The following is a 16,804-nucleotide window of genomic DNA, read 5'->3' on the forward strand; positions in this document are numbered from 1 at the left end:
TCTCCTGGATAACCGTCACACGGCGGAGCGGCGACGGGGCGAGCCTGGATTCGAGACCCGGCCCGCTCGCCCGCTGTGGAGACGGGAGTCACTCGTCCTTGGGCTCACCCCGCCCACCGTGCTTGTCGTACTCGTCGGACAGACCCCTCTCCAACGAGGTGTCCTTCCAAGGCAGACCGACCTCGGAGCGCTGGCCACCATTCTGGCCGCTCACGTCGTTGAGTCGCTCGGCCCGGCCCTCGGCGGGAACCCTGTCACCGTCCTCTTCGGGGTCCTTCTGCTTCGCCGGATCCACCGGGATGCCCATCGGCCGGTTGAGCCATTCCTTCTTGTCCATGATGTCGCTCCATCCGTGAGGAACTGCATCACGCGCTCCGGGGACGGACACGCGTCGTCCCTTCATCGTGTGCATCCTGGACGCCCGGATGAGGCTCGACGGTCTTGCGCTCCGTGGGCCGGATGGGGAGCGAGCAGGCCTACTGGGGCCTCGGCTCGTCCTTCCAGAGCGCGAAGCCGCCGAGCAATCCGGCGATGTTCTCGGTGATCGTCACGTTCTTGGGCAGCGGGAAGTTGATGAGCTGGGCGTTGCCGCCACCCAGGTAGATGTGGCGCGGGTTCCAGATGGGTTGGATCTGCTCCAGCACCCGTTGCACGTGCTTGTTCCACTTCTTGGCGCCGACCCGCTTCAGCGCGGCGTCGCCCACGTACTCCTCATAGGTCTTCTCGTGCCGGAACGGATGGTGGGCGAGCTCCAGGTTGGGCACGTACTTGCCATCGATGTACAGCGCGCAGCCCAGGCCGGTGCCGAGGGTGAGGACCATCTCCACCCCACGTCCCTCGATGACCCCGAATCCCTGGACGCCGGCGTCATTGAGCACGCGGGTCGGGCGGCCGGTCGCCTTGCTCAGGGCCTGAGCGAGGTCGAATCCCTCCCAATCCTTGTGGAGGTTGTGGGCCGTCTGCGTCACCCCTTCCTCCACCACGCCAGGGAATCCCACGGACACACGGTCGAACTCGCCGAGGGGCTTGATCAACTTCGTCAGCGCCGCCATCACCGCCTTGGGGGTAGCGGGCTTGGGCGTCACCACCCGGTGGCGCTCGGTGAGCGCCTTTCCATCCGGACCGAGGACGAGCGCCTTGAGGCCCGACCCTCCAATGTCGATGGCCAACGTCCGGGGACCGGGCGCGGCGGTCTCTCGGGGAGTCTTCTTGCGCGGGCTCGGGCGAGGAGAAGCTTCGCGGGGCATCCGTACCTCCAGCGGTGGAGCGCCAGTGTAGGGCCCGCTGCCCGGACGACAATGGCCCTATCGGCGAACCGTTCGCCGGGCGGACACAGCGCGGCCTGGCGGTGCCCGGTGGGCTTCAACCGCTCAACGGGCTTCCTGCTCGTAGATCTCGATCGGCAGGTCGTCTGGATCCCGGAAGAAGGTGAAGCGTTGGCCGGTCACCGGATCCACGCGAACCTCTTCGCTCTCGACGCCACGTGCACGCAGCTCCGCGAGTGTCTGATCGATGTCCTGGACGGCGAATGCGAGATGGCGAAGGCCGCAGGCTTCCGGGCGTGTGAGGCGTGCGGGTGGCGATGGAAACGAGAACAGCTCGAGGTGCTGTGTCGGGCTGATTTCGAGATCCAGCTTATGGGAGGCGCGGTCGGCCCGATAGACCTCGTGGATGATCCGGAAGCCGAGGACCTCCGAATAGAAGTGCTTCGACCGCTCGTAGTCCGAGCAGATGAGGGCGACATGATGCAGGGCTCGGAACAGAGGAGGTGACATTGGGCCGTCCATTCACCGAAATGGCTCGACCCTATCGGATGCTCCCGAGGGAGTCATCTCCGGGGTACGACAGAAGGGTAAAACAAGTATTCATTGACAAACTAGCGCTTCAGGTTTCTCCTGCTGGCGGGATTCCGAGTCCCGTGAGGCGCCCCGAGGCGCTCACACCACGTCAGGAGACGACGCCATGAAGAACCTCCGCATTGGCATGCTGGCCGTGTTCGCGCTGTTCCCCGTCATCGCCTGGAGCGGTCAGGTGCATAGCATCTGGTCGAGCAAGCCGATGTTCGTGTCCGACCCGTCGACCACCAACGCCACCGCCGTGTCTGGCAATTGCTCCCTGAGCTGGAACGAGGCCACCGGTCAGGCCTTCGTCAACGCTCGCGCCAAGAACATCTCCGGGGATATCTTCGAGTTCCAGCTCGTCTCCCTGACGGCCAACGCGGGAATGGACCATCTCGACGGCTATTGGAACATCACCAAGAACGGCGTCCCGGTGTGCACCCAGTGCCTCGGGACGGCCTACGGGTTGAGCAGCGGTGTTGGCAACTACTTCAAGATCTACGTCGACAACTCCAAGTATCACCTCAGCGCGTACATCTCGAACCGCTTCGACTACTTCTGAGGCGGCTGCCCCGATTGGCAATGGGGTGCCGATTCCTCCTAACCTGCGGGGGTGGCAGAGCGAGACGGCAACCCCCTGAACAGGCCGAGGCCTCCCCGCGTGGAGCCCGCGGTCTCGTCGATCAAACCCCGCGCCGTGCGATCGGCACAGCGCCCCGTCCCCGCCCGTGAGGGGAGCGGATGGCTGGCCACGGCCTGGGCCCGGCATCCACTCGTGGCGATGGCCCGGCACCGGTCACGCCTCACCTTCTTCCAGGGGCTCCACGGGATGATCCGGGCGGGGATGGCCCTGCCCATCGCCTTCTCCGACCTGTCTCGTGGTGCGGCGAAGGATCCATTCCGCCAGGCCGTGGCCCAGGTGGGCGAGGCCGTGGCCGCGGGCTCCGGCCTGGCCGAGGCGATGCGGCGTCAGCCCCGCTGGTTCGAGCCGCAGACGGTGGAGCTGCTGGGGGCGGCGGAAGTCTCGGGGACACTCGATACGGCCCTGGCGCGCATCGTCGAGCAGATGCAGGAAGCCCAGAGGATGCGCTGGCGCGCCGTCATGCTCTGCCTCTACCCCGGCTACCTGCTGGCGGCGTTCCTCTTCGGTGGCTCCCTCCTGGACACCGCGACCAGCATCATGGCTTCCGGGAAGGCGGACGCGATCCTCGCGACGTTCATCTCCCACCTGCTCCAGAATCTCCTGCTGGTGTCATCCATCGGGCTGGGGGCCTTCCTGGCGCCCCTGGTGCTGGCGGCCCCGGCCATCGAGCCACACTGGGAGGGCCTGCGCATGCGTGTGCCCCTGCTGGGCCGCGTGCACCGGGAGCTTCAGGCCAGCCGCTTCAGCCTCGTGCTGGGCGCGGCGCTCGGGGCGGGGGTGGAGGCGGGGCTGAGCCTGAAGATGGCGCTCGACGCCTCCGGGAGCGTGTGGCTCCGCTCCCGAACCACCCTGGCCGTCCATCGCCTCCGCTCCGGAGCCAGCCTGACGGATGTGGTGGAGTGGCTCGACGTGCTCGACGGGGAGTCGCTCCGGCGCGTCGCCACCGCCGAGCGGACGGGCGATCTGGAGCCGGTGCTCGCCCAGGTGTCCCAGGAGCACACCGAGTCCAGCATGCGCGCGCTGCGGACGCTGATGTTCGTGGTCATCGGGCTGTTGTCGGTGTTCCTCTTCGCCACGAACATCGGCAAGGTCGTCCGGCTCCAGGGGGGCTACCAGAGCAAGCTGGGCGAGCTGAACAAGGCGCTGGACGAGTGACGGGCGGCCCCGTCACAGCTTCATGCGTTTGAAGATGCGCTCGGGGATGCCGCGGATGGCGAACATGATGGGGCCCCAGAAGCCGGGCAGGTAGACCTCGTCCTTGCGCGAGTCGGCGGCCCGGACGATGCCGCGAGCCACCTTCTCGGGTGTGGCGAAGAGGGCGTTCTTCTTGATGTCGGCCGTCATCGGCGTGTCCACGAAGCCCGGCTTCACCGTCACCACGGCCACTCCCGAGCGCGCCAGCCGGTTGCGCAGCCCCTGGAGGAACACGCTCAGGGCCCCCTTGGAGGCACCGTACACGTAGTTGCTCTGCCGCCCCCGGTCTCCCGCCACCGAGGAGATGACCACCAGGGTCCCCGCCTTCTGGGCCTCGAAGCGGTTGGCCAGCGGCGTCAGCAGGGACACCGCGCTCAGGAAGTTCGTCCGGAGGACCTTCTCCGCCTCCGCGTACGAGCGCTGCGCCGCTTCCTGGTTGCCGAGGATTCCATGGGCGAGCAGGGCTCCATCCAGACCGCCGAGCGCCAGCGCCGCGCGCTCCACCAGCGCCTCGTGCTGGGCGAGGTCGTCCAGGTCCAGGGCCTCGGTCTCCACCCGGGCGGCACCTCGCGTCCGGGCATCCTTCGCGACCGCATCCAACCGCTCGGCGTTGCGGCCCACCAGGTACAACGACACGCCCCGGGCGGCCAGCAGCCGCACCGTGGACTGGGCGATGGCGCTCGTGGCGCCGAGGACGAGGACCTTCTTCATCATGGGAGGTGATCTACCCGCGCCGTCCACCCCGCGCCAGGGGGCTCTCCCGGTGACACATCTCCGCGAGTCCGGTGTTCAAGGGCGCGAAGGAACCCGAAACCCGCGAGAGAAGTGAAGACAATGAAGAACAGACATCACGTCCGACGCCCCCTGCTGTGCGCCTGGAGCCTGCTCGTCGCCGCCGTTGGCTGCTCTCCCGACACCGCCCTGGACGGGGAGGAACTCGCGAGCCCCGTCGAGGTCTCGACCACGCAGGAGGCCCTGGCCCAGGTGGACCTGCGGACGTACGGTGCCGTCTGCGACGGCCTCCGCGACGAGCGCACGGCCTTCCAGAAGGCCTTCGCGGCGCTCTCGAAAGCGGGGGGCGGGACGCTGCTGATTCCCCCGGGCGACTGCCGCGTGCTGACGACGGCCGGGGTGCCGTGGCTGAACATCCCCTCGAACGTGACGTTGCGTGGTGTCGCTGGCGCCTCGCGGATCTCCATGGACGCCGACACCGCGTACGACAAGGCTTATCGCTCGCTCTTCAGCGTCAGCGGGAAGAACGTCACGCTCGAGGATCTGGAGCTGGTCCGGACGGCGGAGTGCAGCGCCATGATCATCCGCCTGTCCCCCACGAGCAACTTCACGATGCGGCGGGTGACCATCGACGGGGGACTCACCGAGGGCTCGATCGATGCACACGGCGTGATCTTCATGCCAGGCTCCGCGACCGCGATTCACAGCAACATCCGTCTCGAGCAGTGCACCATCCGCAACACGACCTATGGCGTGTTCCAGCCCGGTGAGCACGAGACCCGTGTCTCTGGCGTCGTCGTCACCCAGAGCACGTTCCATGACAACTTCGCCGACGACCTCGAGTTCAACTCGCCCCAGGGAGAAATGACCGACGTCGAGGTCTCCCACAGCACCTTCCGGGACAACCGGAGCACCGTGAACCACGCGGGCTTTGGTATCGGGCTCGCGAACGTGCAGCGCGCGAACCTCCTGAACAACACGTTCGAGGGGTACAGCTTCGAGCCGATCCACATCGAGGACAGGAGCCGGGCGATCACCGTGGCCGGCAACACGTTCGCGCGCAGCTACACGGAATCGACCTCGTGGAGCAGCCATGTCTTCATCATCAACGACTCACACGACATCACCATCCGCGGCAATGTCTTCGACATGAGCGCCAACACCCATTCAATCCATGCCATCTTCGCGGGACATGGCGGGGCAGCCATCTACCCGAGCAACATCCTGATCGAGCAGAACACGTTCGTGCCCGGCACGCAGGGGAAGAAGCTCTTCGCCACGAACGTGCAGGACGTCGTGATGCGAGACAACCGGGTGTACGTGAGTGACCTGCCGTGGGTCTCGCAGAAGAACGGCGTGGGCCCCGCCCAGCGGGACCGGAGCAACGGCGAGCAGGGCTCGACGGATGGACGCACCCTCACCCTGGCGGGGGTAACGTACTCCAAGGGCGTGGGCGTCCACGCCGCCTCGGAGATCGTCATCAACCTGGAGGGGGGCGGCTACACCCGCTTCAAGTCAGACATCGGCGTGGATGACGAGACGGGCAGCGCGGGCTCCGTGGTCTTCTCCGTGTACGCGGACGGGGAGCTGCTGTTCACCAGCGGCACGATGAAGGGGGCGAGCGCCACGCGGTCGGTGGACGTGAGCGTCGAGGGCAGGAAGCAGCTCCGGCTGGTCGTGGGCGACGCCGGGGATGGTGGCTTCTGTGACCACGCGGACTGGGCGGACGCTCGCCTGGAGTGAGCCTCGACCGCCGCCCGGTCACGATGCGAGCGGCACTCCCAGGTTCTCTCTCAGCCGCCGCAGGTCCCGCGCGGGCGGCGCCCCGAACATGCGGCTGTACTCGCGGCTGAACTGTGAGGGGCTCTCGTAGCCCACGCGGAAACCCGCCGTCGCCGCGTCCACGTCCTCGCTGAGCAGGAGGCGGCGGGCCTCCTGGAGCCGCAACCGCTTCTGGTATTGCAGCGGGCTCATCGCCGTGACGGCCTTGAAGTGGTGATGCAGCGAGGACGTGCTCATGTGCACCTGCCGCGCCACGTCTTCGATCCGCAGTGGCTCCGCGAAGTGCTCCTTGAGCCAGCCGATGACCTTGGAGATGCGCTGCGTCTGGCTCTCCTTCGTCGCTATCTGGTGCAGGTGCCAGCCCTGTTCGCTCTTGAGCAGGCGGTAGAGGATTTCGCGCACGGCGAGCGGCGCGAGCGCGGGGATGTCCTCGGGCGTATCCAGCAAGCGCACCAGCCGCTGCACCGCCTCCAGCAGCACCGGGGAGATCTGACCGAGGAACATGCCCCGGGAGGCGCTCCGTTGGGGCGAAGCGGGCAGTCCCGCCTGGAGGACCAGGTCGGCGAGCTCGCCAGGGTCGATGTCGAGACGAAAGCAGAGATAGGGAGCCCGGGGCGTGGCTTGCTCCACCTGGGCCGTGACGGGAAGGTCCACCGAGGCCACGAGGTAGCGGGAGGCGTCATATTGGTACACCTCCTCGCCCAGCATCACCCGCTTGCTGCCCTGGGCGATGACGCACACCGCGGGTTGATGAACGAGATGGAGCGGCTCATCACCGGGCCGCGAAGCGCGAATGAGTGACAGGCGCTCGATCGCCGTCGGATGCACGCCATCCCGAGGAGCGAAGCGTTGGATCGACGCGGCCAGCTCGGCCAGAAGCTGAGGGGTCGTTGCCATGGGGCTCCAGCTTAACTCCGGCCGGTCGGGCGCGCCCCGACGTCTTCGCGGCGCCTTGCAGGATCAGGCAAGAACTGGCGGGTAATGGTCTACCGACCTCGGACACCCCGGTCTTAGTTTTCGCCCAGTTCCGCTGCTCACCCGCGGCGGGGCTTCTGAGACAACCCATCACGGAGATTACGAATGTCTGGAATCCAAGGGAAGGTCGTCGTCATCACCGGAGCGAGCAGTGGCATTGGCGAGGCGACTGCCCGGCTGCTCGCCAGACGCGGCGCTCATGTGGTGCTGGGCGCCAGGCGTACCGACAGGCTCGAGGCGCTCACGAAGGCCATCGTCGCCGAGGGAGGCTCGGCCCGGTACCGGCAGCTCGACGTGACCCGTCGAGAGGACATGGAGGCGTTCGTCGACTTCGCGCTTGGTTCGTTCGGCCGCGTGGACGTCATCATCAACAACGCGGGGGTCATGCCGCTGTCCATGCTGGAGGCCCTGAAGGTCGACGAATGGAACCGGATGATCGACGTGAACATCCGGGGCGTTCTGCATGGCATCGCCGCGGGCCTGCCGCTGATGAAGAAGCAGGGCGGTGGGCAGTTCATCAACCTCTCGTCCATTGGCGGCCACTCGGTCGTCCCCACGGCGGCGGTGTACTGCGCGACCAAGTTCGCCGTCATGGCCATCTCCGAGGGGCTCCGCCAGGAGGCGGGTGACAACATCCGGGTGACGGTGATCTCCCCGGGGGTCACCGAGTCGGAGCTCGCCGACAGCATCTCGGATCCCGCGGCGCGGGAGGGGATGAAGGCGTTCCGCCGGATCGCGATTCCGGCCGACGCCGTGGCCAAGGCCATCCTGTTCTCCATCGAGCAGCCCGCGGACGTCGATGTCAGCGAGATCATCGTGCGGCCGACCGCCAGCAAGCACTGACGAATAAAACGCCTGGCTGCCTCGTCACGGGGCAGCCATGCGCATCTCACGACTCGTCCTCCTCCTCCCGCTGCTTCTCGGAGCCGCCTGCTTTCCCCTTCGGTACACCAGCGGGAGCAGCTGGAGATATCTGAGCTACGAGCAGTCGCATTTCACCAGCGCCCAGCCTCCCGACGAGCTGGCCCTCCGCGTCATCGATCTCCTCACCCGGCGCGGCTTTCCGCTGGTGAACCGGAAGGAGACCGCTCCCGGCAAGCTCGTCTACCAGTTCAAGGGCCTGCGTGAGACCGTGACCGAGCTGGACTCCACGGCCATCGGCTCCGTCTTCTACGCGGAGATCGAGCCCCTGGGGACCGGCTCTTCCCTCGTGCTCTCCGGCTGGGCCACGAGGAATGGATGGGAGACGTGCACGAAGGAGGATCCGACGCCACTCGGGTGTAACTCCGGGATTGGTGGCTCCTCCTGGACGGATGTCAGGCCGCTGAATGGCCGCGAGGAGGCCGAGCTCATCCGCGGCACGCTCATCGAGCTGAGCATGACGGAGAAGGCGGGCATGGCGGCTCGTTGAAACGGGACGCGAGGGCGGGAAGAGCCGCGCGGCGGGGGTTTCAGTCGCTCCCGGGGCGGAAGCGGGTGGCCGCCCAGGTGGCATCCACGGCCACCTGCGCGATGCCCCGCAGGCCGAGCCGCTCGACGGACTCCCAGCCGCGGTCCCGGTTGAGGTCCGTCTCCACCTTCGACGACTGCTTCGGGTAGGCCACCCAGAACACCGTGGTGGGCGTGAGCGCCGGGCCAATCTCCGCCATGCGCCGCTCGAGCTCGGCGCGGTTGCCCACGAAGGCGAGGATGAAGGGGGCACCGGTACCGAGCTTCGTCCGTACGCGGGCGCCCGCGGGCAGCTCGCCCAGCAGCGTGGCCGCGTCTCCAGGGGCGCCGAGCACCACCGCCTCCATGCCGGGCTTCAGGAACATCTTCTGCCCCAGGGGTTTGGTGCTCGGCGCGGGCCGGGCCGCCTTCGTCCCGGGCGTCTTCGCCGCCCGCTGCTCGGAGGCGGCGGTGCGGCGGGTGGAGACCTTCTTCGCGGCGGGCTTCTTCGCGGTGGGCTTCTTCGCGGTGGGCTTCTTCACCGCGGGACGCTTCGTGGGCTTGCGGGTCGGGGCCATGCTCACATGCTTAGCACGGTCACTGCCCGCGAGGCCCGCGTCAGGGGGACGGGGGGAGCGCGAAGAACGGCACCTCGCCGAGGAAATCCCCCTTGCCCACGTCGACGCCGTTGTGGCGCAGGATGGAGTAGGCGGTCGTGGCGTGGAAGTAGAAGTTCGGCAGGGCGAAGGCGACCAGGTAATCGCTCCCCTTGAGGCCCTGGCCCGGCAGGAAGGGCAGGGTGATCGTCCGCTCGGCGGCGCCCTGGAACTGCTCCGGCGTGAGCGTCTTCAGGAAGGCGATCGTCTTGTCGATGCGCGCCCGCAGCTCCTCCACCGTCTTCTCGGTGTCCTCGAAGACAGGGGCCTGGACGCCGGCGAGGCGCGCGGCGGTGCCCTTGGCGTTGTCGGTGATGACCTGGACCTGCCGCGTGAAGTGGAACTGGTCGGGCGCGAGCCGCGCCGTCAGGAGCACGTTGACGTCGAACTTCTTCTGCTCGGCGTACTTCTGCGCCTTGTCGAGCCAGTGGTGCACCTGGCCCAGGGTCCGGATGAGCTGCGGAACGGTGAAGTGGTAGAAGTTCATGTTCATCTCCTTGGAGGTTCACTCAGCGCTGAATCACTGGCCCAGGCTGTAGTTGACCGGGATCCAGGTATAGCCCTTTCCCTCGGCGCGCACATGGCCGATGCCCGGGAACGAGACGTGAGCGGCGCCCACCCAATAGCCCTGCTTCGCGGCATCGGCGTAGGCCTTCTTGCGTTGGGCCGCCGCCGCCTTGGAGTCGAGGTCGAACTGGATGGTCACCGACGGCTCGGGGAACTGCACCGCGGCGACATGCATCACGTCACCCCACAGCACCAGCTTCTGCCCCTTGCTCTCCACGGCGTAAAAGCTGTGTCCGGGGGTATGGCCCCGGGTCGCGATGGCCCGGATGCCGGGCTCCAGCTCGGTGTCACCATCGAAGGTCTGGAGCTTGCCCGCCTCGACATATGCGTTGAGTGAAGCCATCGCTTGCTGGAAGCCGGCTTTCTTGTCGGCCGGAGCCTTGTCCAGGTTGGCGGTGCTGAGCCAGTAATCGGCATCCTGCTTGTCCACGCGCACGACGGCGTTGGGGAAGGCCCGCTTGTCACCGGCCATCAGTCCGCCCGAGTGATCCAGGTGGATATGGGTGATCAGCACCGCGTCGATCTGCTCCGGCTGGTAGCCCGCGGCCCGCAGGTTGGTGAGCAATTGATTGCCAACGGTGGGGCCGAAAAGGGAACCGGCGCCCGTATCCACCAGGATCAGCCTGGAGCCGGTGTTGATCAGGTAGGCGTTGATCGAGGTCTCGGCGGGCAGGTCGACATACGAGGCGGCCAACAGCTTCTGGACCTGACCGGGCCGGGTGTTGGTCATCAGCTGGTCCACGGGAAGCTTCACGGTCCCATCGGACAGCGCCGTGACTTCGAAGTCGCCCAGCATCATCCGGTAGAAGCCCGGGGCCTGGGTTCTGACCTGCGGTGCGGCGGCGTGTGCGGCGGGAGGCATGAGCCCCCCGCCAGTGGCGGCCGTGAGGGCTGCTACAGTGATGGTGCGCAAGAGCAGGGTGTGTCTCGACATGGGTGGTCTCCAGAAGCCACGGGAACAGCGCGGCGCACTACATAAGGGGCCCCCAGTTCTCGCGCGATCCTTTTTGGCCCATCCCCTGGTAGGTGGGCGGACTTCGCTTGCGCGGGCACACCGGGAGAGGGTGGACGTGCCGGACCAGCGGCGGTATCCCCTCGGGCCATTCCAGGTGGATGAACCGTGCGAAGAAAGGCTTCCATGCGGAGATGGCTGATTCCCGGAGTGGCCGCTGCCCTCCTGTTGGTGGCGGCGCTCCTTTGGTTCGTCGGGTCTCGTGGGGAGACCCGCACGGCGCCCGGCCCGTCCACGGGCTCGAGCTCCCAGGGCTCCGCCAGTCCCGCGGCCTCCCTGATGTCCGAGCTGCTCGCCATGCCCCTGGCCGCTTCACGGGGCGCGCTGTCCATCCAGGGCACGGTGGTGGGCCCCCAGGGTCCGGTGCCTGGAATCGTGGTCATCGCCACCGCGCTTCAGCGGAGCGGGGTGTTCGTGGAGCAGCCCTGTCTCTGTGAGGACCACTGCGCGCGGGACGTGCTGGAGCTGGGTTGTGGCTCGGTGGGCGCGCAGCTCGCGGAGTGGGTGGTGGCGCATGGGGACGACGCGCCTCCACTCGCGCGGGTCGTCACGGACGCGGCGGGCCGCTTCCGGCTGGAGGGTCTGGAGGCTGGCCCCCACACGCTCTGGGCCCAGAGCGAGCAACTGGCCGGCGTGTACCCGGAGGTGACCGCGGGCGCGGAGGGCATCGAGCTCCGGGTGGACGATGGCACGTGGCTCTCCCGCGTGGCGCGCGACGAGGACGGCCGGCCCCTGGAGGGCGCGCGCTTCACCGCCCTGCTCCATGCGCCCGAGCGCCTCTTCGAGAAGTCCACCCGGGACGATGGCTTCGCCATCCTCGGTCCGCTGCCCCGGGGTGAGTACACGCTCCTGGTGGAGAAGGAGGGCCTGCTGCCGGCGGTCGTCCGGATGCTCTCGGCGTTCGACGTCGGGCAGGAGGTGACGCTGTACAGGCCCCGGCGCATCTCCGGCCGGGTGGAGGCTGGAGGCGGGCCGGCCGAGGGACTCACCGTCCTCCTCACTGGCGAGCACCGCCGGCTGCAAGCCACCACCGACTCGCGGGGGCTCTTCACCTTCGAGGGACTTCGCCGAGGCATCTATGAGGTGGCGGTGCGCCGGGACGAGCTGCTCGCGGCGCGGCAGGTGACGGTGGAGCCCGGGCTGGATGTGGAGGACGTGGTGTTGGAGCTCGCGCCCGGTCTGGGACTCGGGCTGAGCGGGCGCGTCACCGACGAGGCGGGCCGTCCCATCGCGGGCGCTCGGGTCGATGCCGCTCGGGGCGCCGGGGAGTATCCCTCCTTCGATTGGCACACCCTCACGGACGCGCAGGGCCGCTACCTGCTCGCGCTGCCCGGGCCGGGGACGTACCGCTTCCTCTTCGACTCCGAGCGTCACCAGCAGTACCGCCTCCCCTCGCGCCCGTACGAGCACTCGGAGGAGCTGGACGTGACGTTGGAGCCCTCCGTGCTGGTGGAGGGCCACACCGTGGACGAGTCGGGCGCGCCCGTGAGCGGAGTGGAGGTGTCCCGCGTGGAGCCCGTGGAGGGCTCGGACTTCTTCGAGAGGGTGGGCCGCTGGGACACCTCTCGCCGGGATGGCTCTTTCGTGCTGGAGGGGCCGGAGCCTGGCACCTGGCACCTCGTGCCCGAGCACAAGGACTTCCTGGATGCGCGGCTGACGCTCCAGGCTCCGGCCCGCGAGGTGAAGGTGGTGTTGCGGCGGGGTGGCTCGGTGGAGGTGGAAGTGGTGGACGAGGCGGAGCGCCCGGTCGTCGACGCTTGGGTGAAGCTGGAGCCCGAGCGGCGTGCGGGGGCGGCTTCGGGTTTCCAGGAGCACCAGCGGATGCGTCGGCAGACGAAGCAGGGCGCCACCGGGATGGATGGCCGGCGGGTGTTCAGCGGGCTGCTACCCGGGCGATTCAAGGTGGAGGTGACGGCGAGGCGGGTGCTGTCGCGGCGCGTGGCCCACGGGGAGGTGGAGGTGCGTGGCTCGGAGCAGGGGCGGGTGCGCCTGCGGCTCACCGAGGGCAAGGGGGGCTTCGCGGGGGTGGTGGTGGATGGGGAGGGCAAGCCGCTGGAGTACGCGATGGTGCGGGCGACGCCGGTGGAGCTCGCGCGGGTGAGGCCGGGCGAGCCGTACCAGGACGAGGGCGGGGAGGGGCTGGACATGGAGGGCACCGGGCCGGATGGGCGCTTCACCTTCTCGCGGCTGCGAGGCGGGGCCTGGGCCGTCACCGCCTACAAGGACGGGTACCTCCTCGACGTGGAGGCGAGCGGCGAGGCACTGGAGATGGCGGCTCCGCGCGAGTGGAACGTCCTGGCGCGAGGGACGGAGGAGGTGCGCCTGGTGCTGGCGCGGCTGCCGCACGTGTCCGGGCGGGTGGTGCGCGAGGACGGCTCGCCCGTCACGCGCTTCGAGGTGGACAGCAGGACGGTGAGCCACCCGGAGGGCCGCTTCTCGGTGGCCATGCGGAGCACGGGGGAGCAGCGGCTGTGGTTCAAGGCACCGGGGCTGAGCACGACACATCGCGTGGTGCAGGTGCGGCGGGGCGAGGACGTGGCCCTGGGAGACGTGGTGCTGCGGGCGAAGAGGACGGTGCGGGGGCGGGTGGTGGACGCGGTGACGCGGGCGCCGGTGGTGGGTGCCACGGTGGAGGAGGGCTTCGCGTCGAGGCGCGCCTACCGGCGGAAGACGGACGAGATTCCACAAGCGCGCACGCGGGGGGACGGCAGCTTCACCCTGACGGTGGGGACGGAGGGGGTGCTGCCGTTGACGGTGCTCCACCCGTCGTACAGGACGGTGGAGCTGACGGTGGAGCCGGGGAAGGACGAGGTGGTGGTGGAGCTGGAACCGGGGGCGACGGTGGAGGGGCGGGTGCTGGCGGGGAGCCTTCCGGTGGAGGCGGGCCGGGTCGATCTGCGCGACGAGCGGGACGCCTCGGTGGGCGCGGCGGTCATCTGGCGGGGGCGGTACGTGCTGCGCGCGATGCCGGCGGGCCCGCATGTGCTGCACGTGGAGGGAGCTATGGCCGGGACGCAGGCGGTGGCGTTCCTGCCCAGACGGGTGGAGGTCCCCGCCAGGGGAGCGCTGACGGTGGACCTCCAGTTGGAAGGAGCGGGGACGGCGAGCATCCGGGTAACGGAGTCGGTCTCCGCGGTGTGGCTCGTTCCGGGCACGCACGTGCTGCCGGATGAATCGGATGGGCTCTCCTCACTCCGAGGGCGGGGCGTCAGGGCGACACACGAGAACGGGCTGTACCGTGTTCGCGGGCTGCCGCCGGGGCGCTACACGTTGTTGGTGCAGCGCTTCGAGGAGTACTACTCGGAGGCCCACGCCGAGGAGGTGGAGCTGCTGCCCGGTACCGACCCGGCATGGGAGGTGCGCCCCCGCTGGCGCCGCTACGAGGATGGCTGAGGCGGAGGCTCAGGGAGCCCAGGGGGACACCACGTTCCAGCTCGCGTCCTCGCTGAAGGAGAAGGCGCGGTCCCAGCCCGCTGCCGCTCCGCCCCCCGCGAGCCAGACCTGGGCGTCGGAGTGGCGCAGGTAGCGGCCCGGGAAGTTGTAGGACTCGAACGAGGCGCCCGTGCCGAAGAGTGCCGGCTGCGCGCAGAAGGTGGCGTCCTGATCGAAGAGCGCCGTGCCGTCACGCGCGTCCAGGCGGACGCGATCCGAGGCGTGGCGCAGGTAGGAGCCGGGGAAGTTGCGCGCCTCGAGCGAGTAGCAGCTCGCGTCGGCCAGGCCGGGGACGAGCTTGAAGGTCGCGTCCTGCTTGAGCGTGGTGCTGCTCGCGCCGTCCACCACCTCGGTGTAGCCCAGGCTGCCGGAGTGGCGCATGTAACGGTTGGTGTAACCCGGCGTCACCACCTGGAGCGAACGGTAGGTGTTCACCGGCAGCTCCAAGCCGTTCCTCCACCAGGGGGTCACCACGGCCCACGTCGCGTCCTGGCGGTCACCCTGGGTGTTCGCGATGGCCTCCACCCACAGCTCGCCGTTGCGGTGGCGCAGGTAGGAGCCCGACATGTTCCTGGACTCCAGCGACACGTTCTGGGAGCCGTCGAGCGCCGCGCGCGCGCAGAAGGTGGCGTCCTGATCGAAGAGCGCCGTGCCATTGCGCGTGTCGAGGCGGACGCGGCTGTTCTGGTGACGCAGGTAGGAGCCGGGGAAGTTGCGCGCCTCGAGCGAGTAGCAGCTCGCGTCGGCCAGGCCGGGGACGATCTTGAAGGTCGCGTCCTGCTTGAGCGTGGTGCTGCTCGCGCCGTCCACCACCTCGGTGTAGCCCAGGCTGCCGGAGTGGCGCATGTAACGGTTGGTGAAGTTCGGCGTCACCACCTGGAAGGAGCGGTACCTGTTGATGGGCAGCAGCCCCGCCTGGAGGGCCTTCCTGAGGTTGGGCAGGGGCCCGATCTTCCGGGAGTCCGAGGCCTGGGGCGTGCCGGTGTTGACCAGCAGGGAGCGCACGGCACGCGGGTCCAGGGAGCCCTGGCCCCGGGCCCGCACCGCGCCCTGGATGCTGATGGCCGAGCCGGCGACGATGGGCGAGGCGCTCGAGGTGCCGCTGAAGGAGGAGGTGTAGTACTGGTCCTCGCCGTACGCCGAGCCGAAGCGATCGCCGTAACCCATCGTCACGACGCTCTCGCCCCAGCCGTGCACGTCCACGCGCGAGCCGAAGTTCGTCCAGCACGTGGGGGCGCGCGTCGTGGCGCCGCTGGCGCCCACCAGGATGGCGCCCGAGTCACGCACGCTCCGGTTGAAGGCACTGCCGTACGCGCCCTCGTCCAGGTTGGCGCTGCCGTTGCCGGCCGCTTCCACCACCGTCACGCCGTTGGCCGTGGCCGTGGAGATGGCGTCGAACTCTCCCTGCCAGTACTCCATGGCGATGTAGTTGCACTGGCCCTGGTTGCAGGTGCAGGGCGTGCTGTCCGCGGGCCCCTGCGCGTGCAACTCGACGAGGATGACGCCGCCGCGGCCCACGGCCGACGCCGCGCTGGAGATGGCGCTGGCGGCCGATTGATTGCCGATGCCCGACACACCCGTCGTCGCCCCGTACGCGATACCCCTCACGCCGTAGGCGTTGCCCACACCGACGGCCGCCCCCAGCACCGCGGTGCCGTGGTTGCGCCAGCCGAGGTCATTGATTTGCGAGCCAAGCTGGGTGAACAGGCCCGGCATGTCCTCGTGGGTGGTGCGCCAGCCGCCCTCGATGTCGACGAAGCGCACGCCGGCGCCGTCACCTCCCGGCACCGTCCAGGCATGGCGGGCATCCACGCCCGTGGGGGCCGCGTTGAGGTAGCCCTGAGCGCTCTCATACAGCGGGGTGGTGGGCGAGATGTCCACGGCGGCGAGCAGGCTCCGCAGGGCCTCGTCCATGCCGAAGTTCACCATGGCGGGCTCGGCGGGCGGCTGGACGTAGGCCACCTCCACGCTGTCCAGGGCGTTGAGCTCGGCCACCAGGTCGGCCACGTCCTCGGCGGTGGTGCGCGGCAGCAGGGGCACCTCGTAATAGAGGTTGAGGTCCGCCAGCTGCCGCCCGCTCTGGGCCTCTCCGAACTCCTTGCGCAACTCCAAGGTGAGCTCCGCCTCGCTGAAGAGGCGGCGGGGCGCGGCGATGCGCGGCGCGCGCTCGAGCAGGGCCTGGACGGACCGCACGTCACGGCTCAGGCGGGCCTCGGAGAGACCCCGGTTCGCGAGCAGGGAACGCTCCGACTCGGAGCGCTCGGCGGCGAGGGACACCAGGGACTCACCGCGCAGGCGGACGCGGCTGCCCTCGTGGAACTTCACCACCAGGCGCTCCACGGGCGTTCCGGCGGGCAGCTCACGTTGTGCACGCTTGTCGGCGGCGAGGCGGGGCTGGAGGGAGGGCGCTTGAGCGGAGGCGGCGGGGGCCAGGGTCCATAGGGACAGGCCCACCAGCGCTCCCGCGAGACGGGAGGACTTCATCGGGTTTCTCGATCGGACGGGGGGAACGGCCATCACGGGCCCCCCTCCACACGAGAGGGGG

The 16,804-nt window shown here is 68.9% G+C and carries 15 protein-coding genes; 6 read left to right on the top strand and 9 right to left on the bottom strand.

Annotated features, from left to right (window positions below; translation table 11 throughout):
- Nucleotides 1-88 precede the first annotated feature (88 nt).
- The 3 genes from NR810_RS14380 to gloA2 all read right to left on the bottom strand — a co-directional run bounded on the left by NR810_RS14380 (nt 89) and on the right by gloA2 (nt 1,787).
- Nucleotides 89-337, bottom strand: a complete 249-nt coding sequence (locus tag NR810_RS14380) for a hypothetical protein (protein WP_257452901.1) — start codon at nt 335-337, stop codon at nt 89-91.
- Between the two features lie 139 nt (nt 338-476).
- Nucleotides 477-1,247, bottom strand: a complete 771-nt coding sequence (locus NR810_RS14385) for an ROK family protein (RefSeq protein WP_257452903.1) — start codon at nt 1,245-1,247, stop codon at nt 477-479.
- 123 nt (nt 1,248-1,370) lie between these two features.
- Nucleotides 1,371-1,787, bottom strand: coding sequence for an SMU1112c/YaeR family gloxylase I-like metalloprotein (gene gloA2, locus NR810_RS14390; RefSeq protein WP_257452905.1), 417 nt, complete (start codon nt 1,785-1,787; stop codon nt 1,371-1,373).
- Between the two features lie 175 nt (nt 1,788-1,962).
- Between gloA2 and NR810_RS14395 the strand changes: the two genes are divergently transcribed.
- Nucleotides 1,963-2,400, top strand: coding sequence for a hypothetical protein (locus NR810_RS14395; RefSeq protein WP_257452907.1), 438 nt, complete (start codon nt 1,963-1,965; stop codon nt 2,398-2,400).
- A 135-nt stretch (nt 2,401-2,535) separates the two neighbouring features.
- Entirely contained in the window at nt 2,536-3,636 is a 1,101-nt protein-coding gene (locus tag NR810_RS14400) for a type II secretion system F family protein (RefSeq protein WP_257452919.1), read from the top strand.
- A gap of 12 nt (nt 3,637-3,648) precedes the next feature.
- Here the strand turns inward: NR810_RS14400 and NR810_RS14405 are convergent, their stop codons facing one another.
- Complete coding sequence (locus NR810_RS14405; protein ID WP_306818192.1) at nt 3,649-4,386, bottom strand: SDR family oxidoreductase; 738 nt, start codon at nt 4,384-4,386, stop codon at nt 3,649-3,651.
- A 123-nt stretch (nt 4,387-4,509) separates the two neighbouring features.
- Here NR810_RS14405 and NR810_RS14410 point away from each other — a divergent pair, with 123 nt between their 5' ends.
- Nucleotides 4,510-6,150: an NPCBM/NEW2 domain-containing protein gene (locus NR810_RS14410; protein ID WP_257452924.1), complete on the top strand. Its 1,641-nt coding sequence runs from the start codon at nt 4,510-4,512 to the stop codon at nt 6,148-6,150.
- A gap of 18 nt (nt 6,151-6,168) precedes the next feature.
- Here NR810_RS14410 and NR810_RS14415 read toward each other — a convergent pair whose 3' ends face one another.
- The gene (locus NR810_RS14415) at nt 6,169-7,086 is read right to left on the bottom strand and encodes an AraC family transcriptional regulator (protein ID WP_257452926.1); all 918 of its coding nucleotides are present in this window, start codon (nt 7,084-7,086) and stop codon (nt 6,169-6,171) included.
- A gap of 183 nt (nt 7,087-7,269) precedes the next feature.
- Between NR810_RS14415 and NR810_RS14420 the strand changes: the two genes are divergently transcribed.
- Together NR810_RS14420 and NR810_RS14425 are read left to right on the top strand one after the other, a co-directional pair.
- Nucleotides 7,270-8,007 carry an SDR family oxidoreductase gene (locus NR810_RS14420; protein ID WP_257452928.1) on the top strand — a complete coding sequence of 246 codons (738 nt, stop codon included), beginning with the start codon at nt 7,270-7,272 and terminating at the stop codon, nt 8,005-8,007.
- A gap of 37 nt (nt 8,008-8,044) precedes the next feature.
- Nucleotides 8,045-8,575: a hypothetical protein gene (locus NR810_RS14425; protein WP_257452930.1), complete on the top strand. Its 531-nt coding sequence runs from the start codon at nt 8,045-8,047 to the stop codon at nt 8,573-8,575.
- A 40-nt stretch (nt 8,576-8,615) separates the two neighbouring features.
- On the opposite strand, the gene NR810_RS14430 is transcribed toward NR810_RS14425, so the two are convergent.
- The 3 genes from NR810_RS14430 to NR810_RS14440 are packed head-to-tail and all read right to left on the bottom strand — an operon-like array spanning nt 8,616 to nt 10,749.
- Complete coding sequence (locus tag NR810_RS14430; protein WP_257452932.1) at nt 8,616-9,170, bottom strand: hypothetical protein; 555 nt, start codon at nt 9,168-9,170, stop codon at nt 8,616-8,618.
- 40 nt (nt 9,171-9,210) lie between these two features.
- Nucleotides 9,211-9,735 carry a DUF1993 domain-containing protein gene (locus NR810_RS14435; RefSeq protein ID WP_257452934.1) on the bottom strand — a complete coding sequence of 175 codons (525 nt, stop codon included), beginning with the start codon at nt 9,733-9,735 and terminating at the stop codon, nt 9,211-9,213.
- Between the two features lie 33 nt (nt 9,736-9,768).
- Entirely contained in the window at nt 9,769-10,749 is a 981-nt protein-coding gene (locus NR810_RS14440) for an MBL fold metallo-hydrolase (protein WP_257452936.1), read from the bottom strand.
- A gap of 204 nt (nt 10,750-10,953) precedes the next feature.
- Between NR810_RS14440 and NR810_RS14445 the strand changes: the two genes are divergently transcribed.
- Nucleotides 10,954-14,220 carry a carboxypeptidase regulatory-like domain-containing protein gene (locus tag NR810_RS14445; RefSeq protein WP_257452938.1) on the top strand — a complete coding sequence of 1,089 codons (3,267 nt, stop codon included), beginning with the start codon at nt 10,954-10,956 and terminating at the stop codon, nt 14,218-14,220.
- Between the two features lie 9 nt (nt 14,221-14,229).
- Here the strand turns inward: NR810_RS14445 and NR810_RS14450 are convergent, their stop codons facing one another.
- On the bottom strand, nt 14,230-16,743 hold the full coding sequence (locus NR810_RS14450; RefSeq protein ID WP_257452948.1) for an AbfB domain-containing protein: 2,514 nt from the start codon (nt 16,741-16,743) through the stop codon (nt 14,230-14,232).
- Nucleotides 16,744-16,804 lie beyond the last annotated feature (61 nt).

The sequence above is a fragment of the Archangium lipolyticum genome, assembly GCF_024623785.1.
GTDB lineage: Bacteria > Myxococcota > Myxococcia > Myxococcales > Myxococcaceae > Archangium > Archangium lipolyticum.

Coding starts and splice junctions, on each gene's coding strand:
- NR810_RS14380 (WP_257452901.1), bottom strand. CDS start 337: ATGGACAAGAAGGAATGGCTCAACCGGCCGATGGGCATCCCGGTGGAT.
- NR810_RS14385 (WP_257452903.1), bottom strand. CDS start 1,247: ATGCCCCGCGAAGCTTCTCCTCGCCCGAGCCCGCGCAAGAAGACTCCC.
- gloA2 (WP_257452905.1), bottom strand. CDS start 1,787: ATGGACGGCCCAATGTCACCTCCTCTGTTCCGAGCCCTGCATCATGTC.
- NR810_RS14395 (WP_257452907.1), top strand. CDS start 1,963: ATGAAGAACCTCCGCATTGGCATGCTGGCCGTGTTCGCGCTGTTCCCC.
- NR810_RS14405 (WP_306818192.1), bottom strand. CDS start 4,386: ATGAAGAAGGTCCTCGTCCTCGGCGCCACGAGCGCCATCGCCCAGTCC.
- NR810_RS14410 (WP_257452924.1), top strand. CDS start 4,510: ATGAAGAACAGACATCACGTCCGACGCCCCCTGCTGTGCGCCTGGAGC.
- NR810_RS14415 (WP_257452926.1), bottom strand. CDS start 7,086: ATGGCAACGACCCCTCAGCTTCTGGCCGAGCTGGCCGCGTCGATCCAA.
- NR810_RS14420 (WP_257452928.1), top strand. CDS start 7,270: ATGTCTGGAATCCAAGGGAAGGTCGTCGTCATCACCGGAGCGAGCAGT.
- NR810_RS14425 (WP_257452930.1), top strand. CDS start 8,045: ATGCGCATCTCACGACTCGTCCTCCTCCTCCCGCTGCTTCTCGGAGCC.
- NR810_RS14430 (WP_257452932.1), bottom strand. CDS start 9,170: ATGGCCCCGACCCGCAAGCCCACGAAGCGTCCCGCGGTGAAGAAGCCC.
- NR810_RS14435 (WP_257452934.1), bottom strand. CDS start 9,735: ATGAACTTCTACCACTTCACCGTTCCGCAGCTCATCCGGACCCTGGGC.
- NR810_RS14440 (WP_257452936.1), bottom strand. CDS start 10,749: ATGTCGAGACACACCCTGCTCTTGCGCACCATCACTGTAGCAGCCCTC.
- NR810_RS14445 (WP_257452938.1), top strand. CDS start 10,954: ATGCGGAGATGGCTGATTCCCGGAGTGGCCGCTGCCCTCCTGTTGGTG.
- NR810_RS14450 (WP_257452948.1), bottom strand. CDS start 16,743: ATGAAGTCCTCCCGTCTCGCGGGAGCGCTGGTGGGCCTGTCCCTATGG.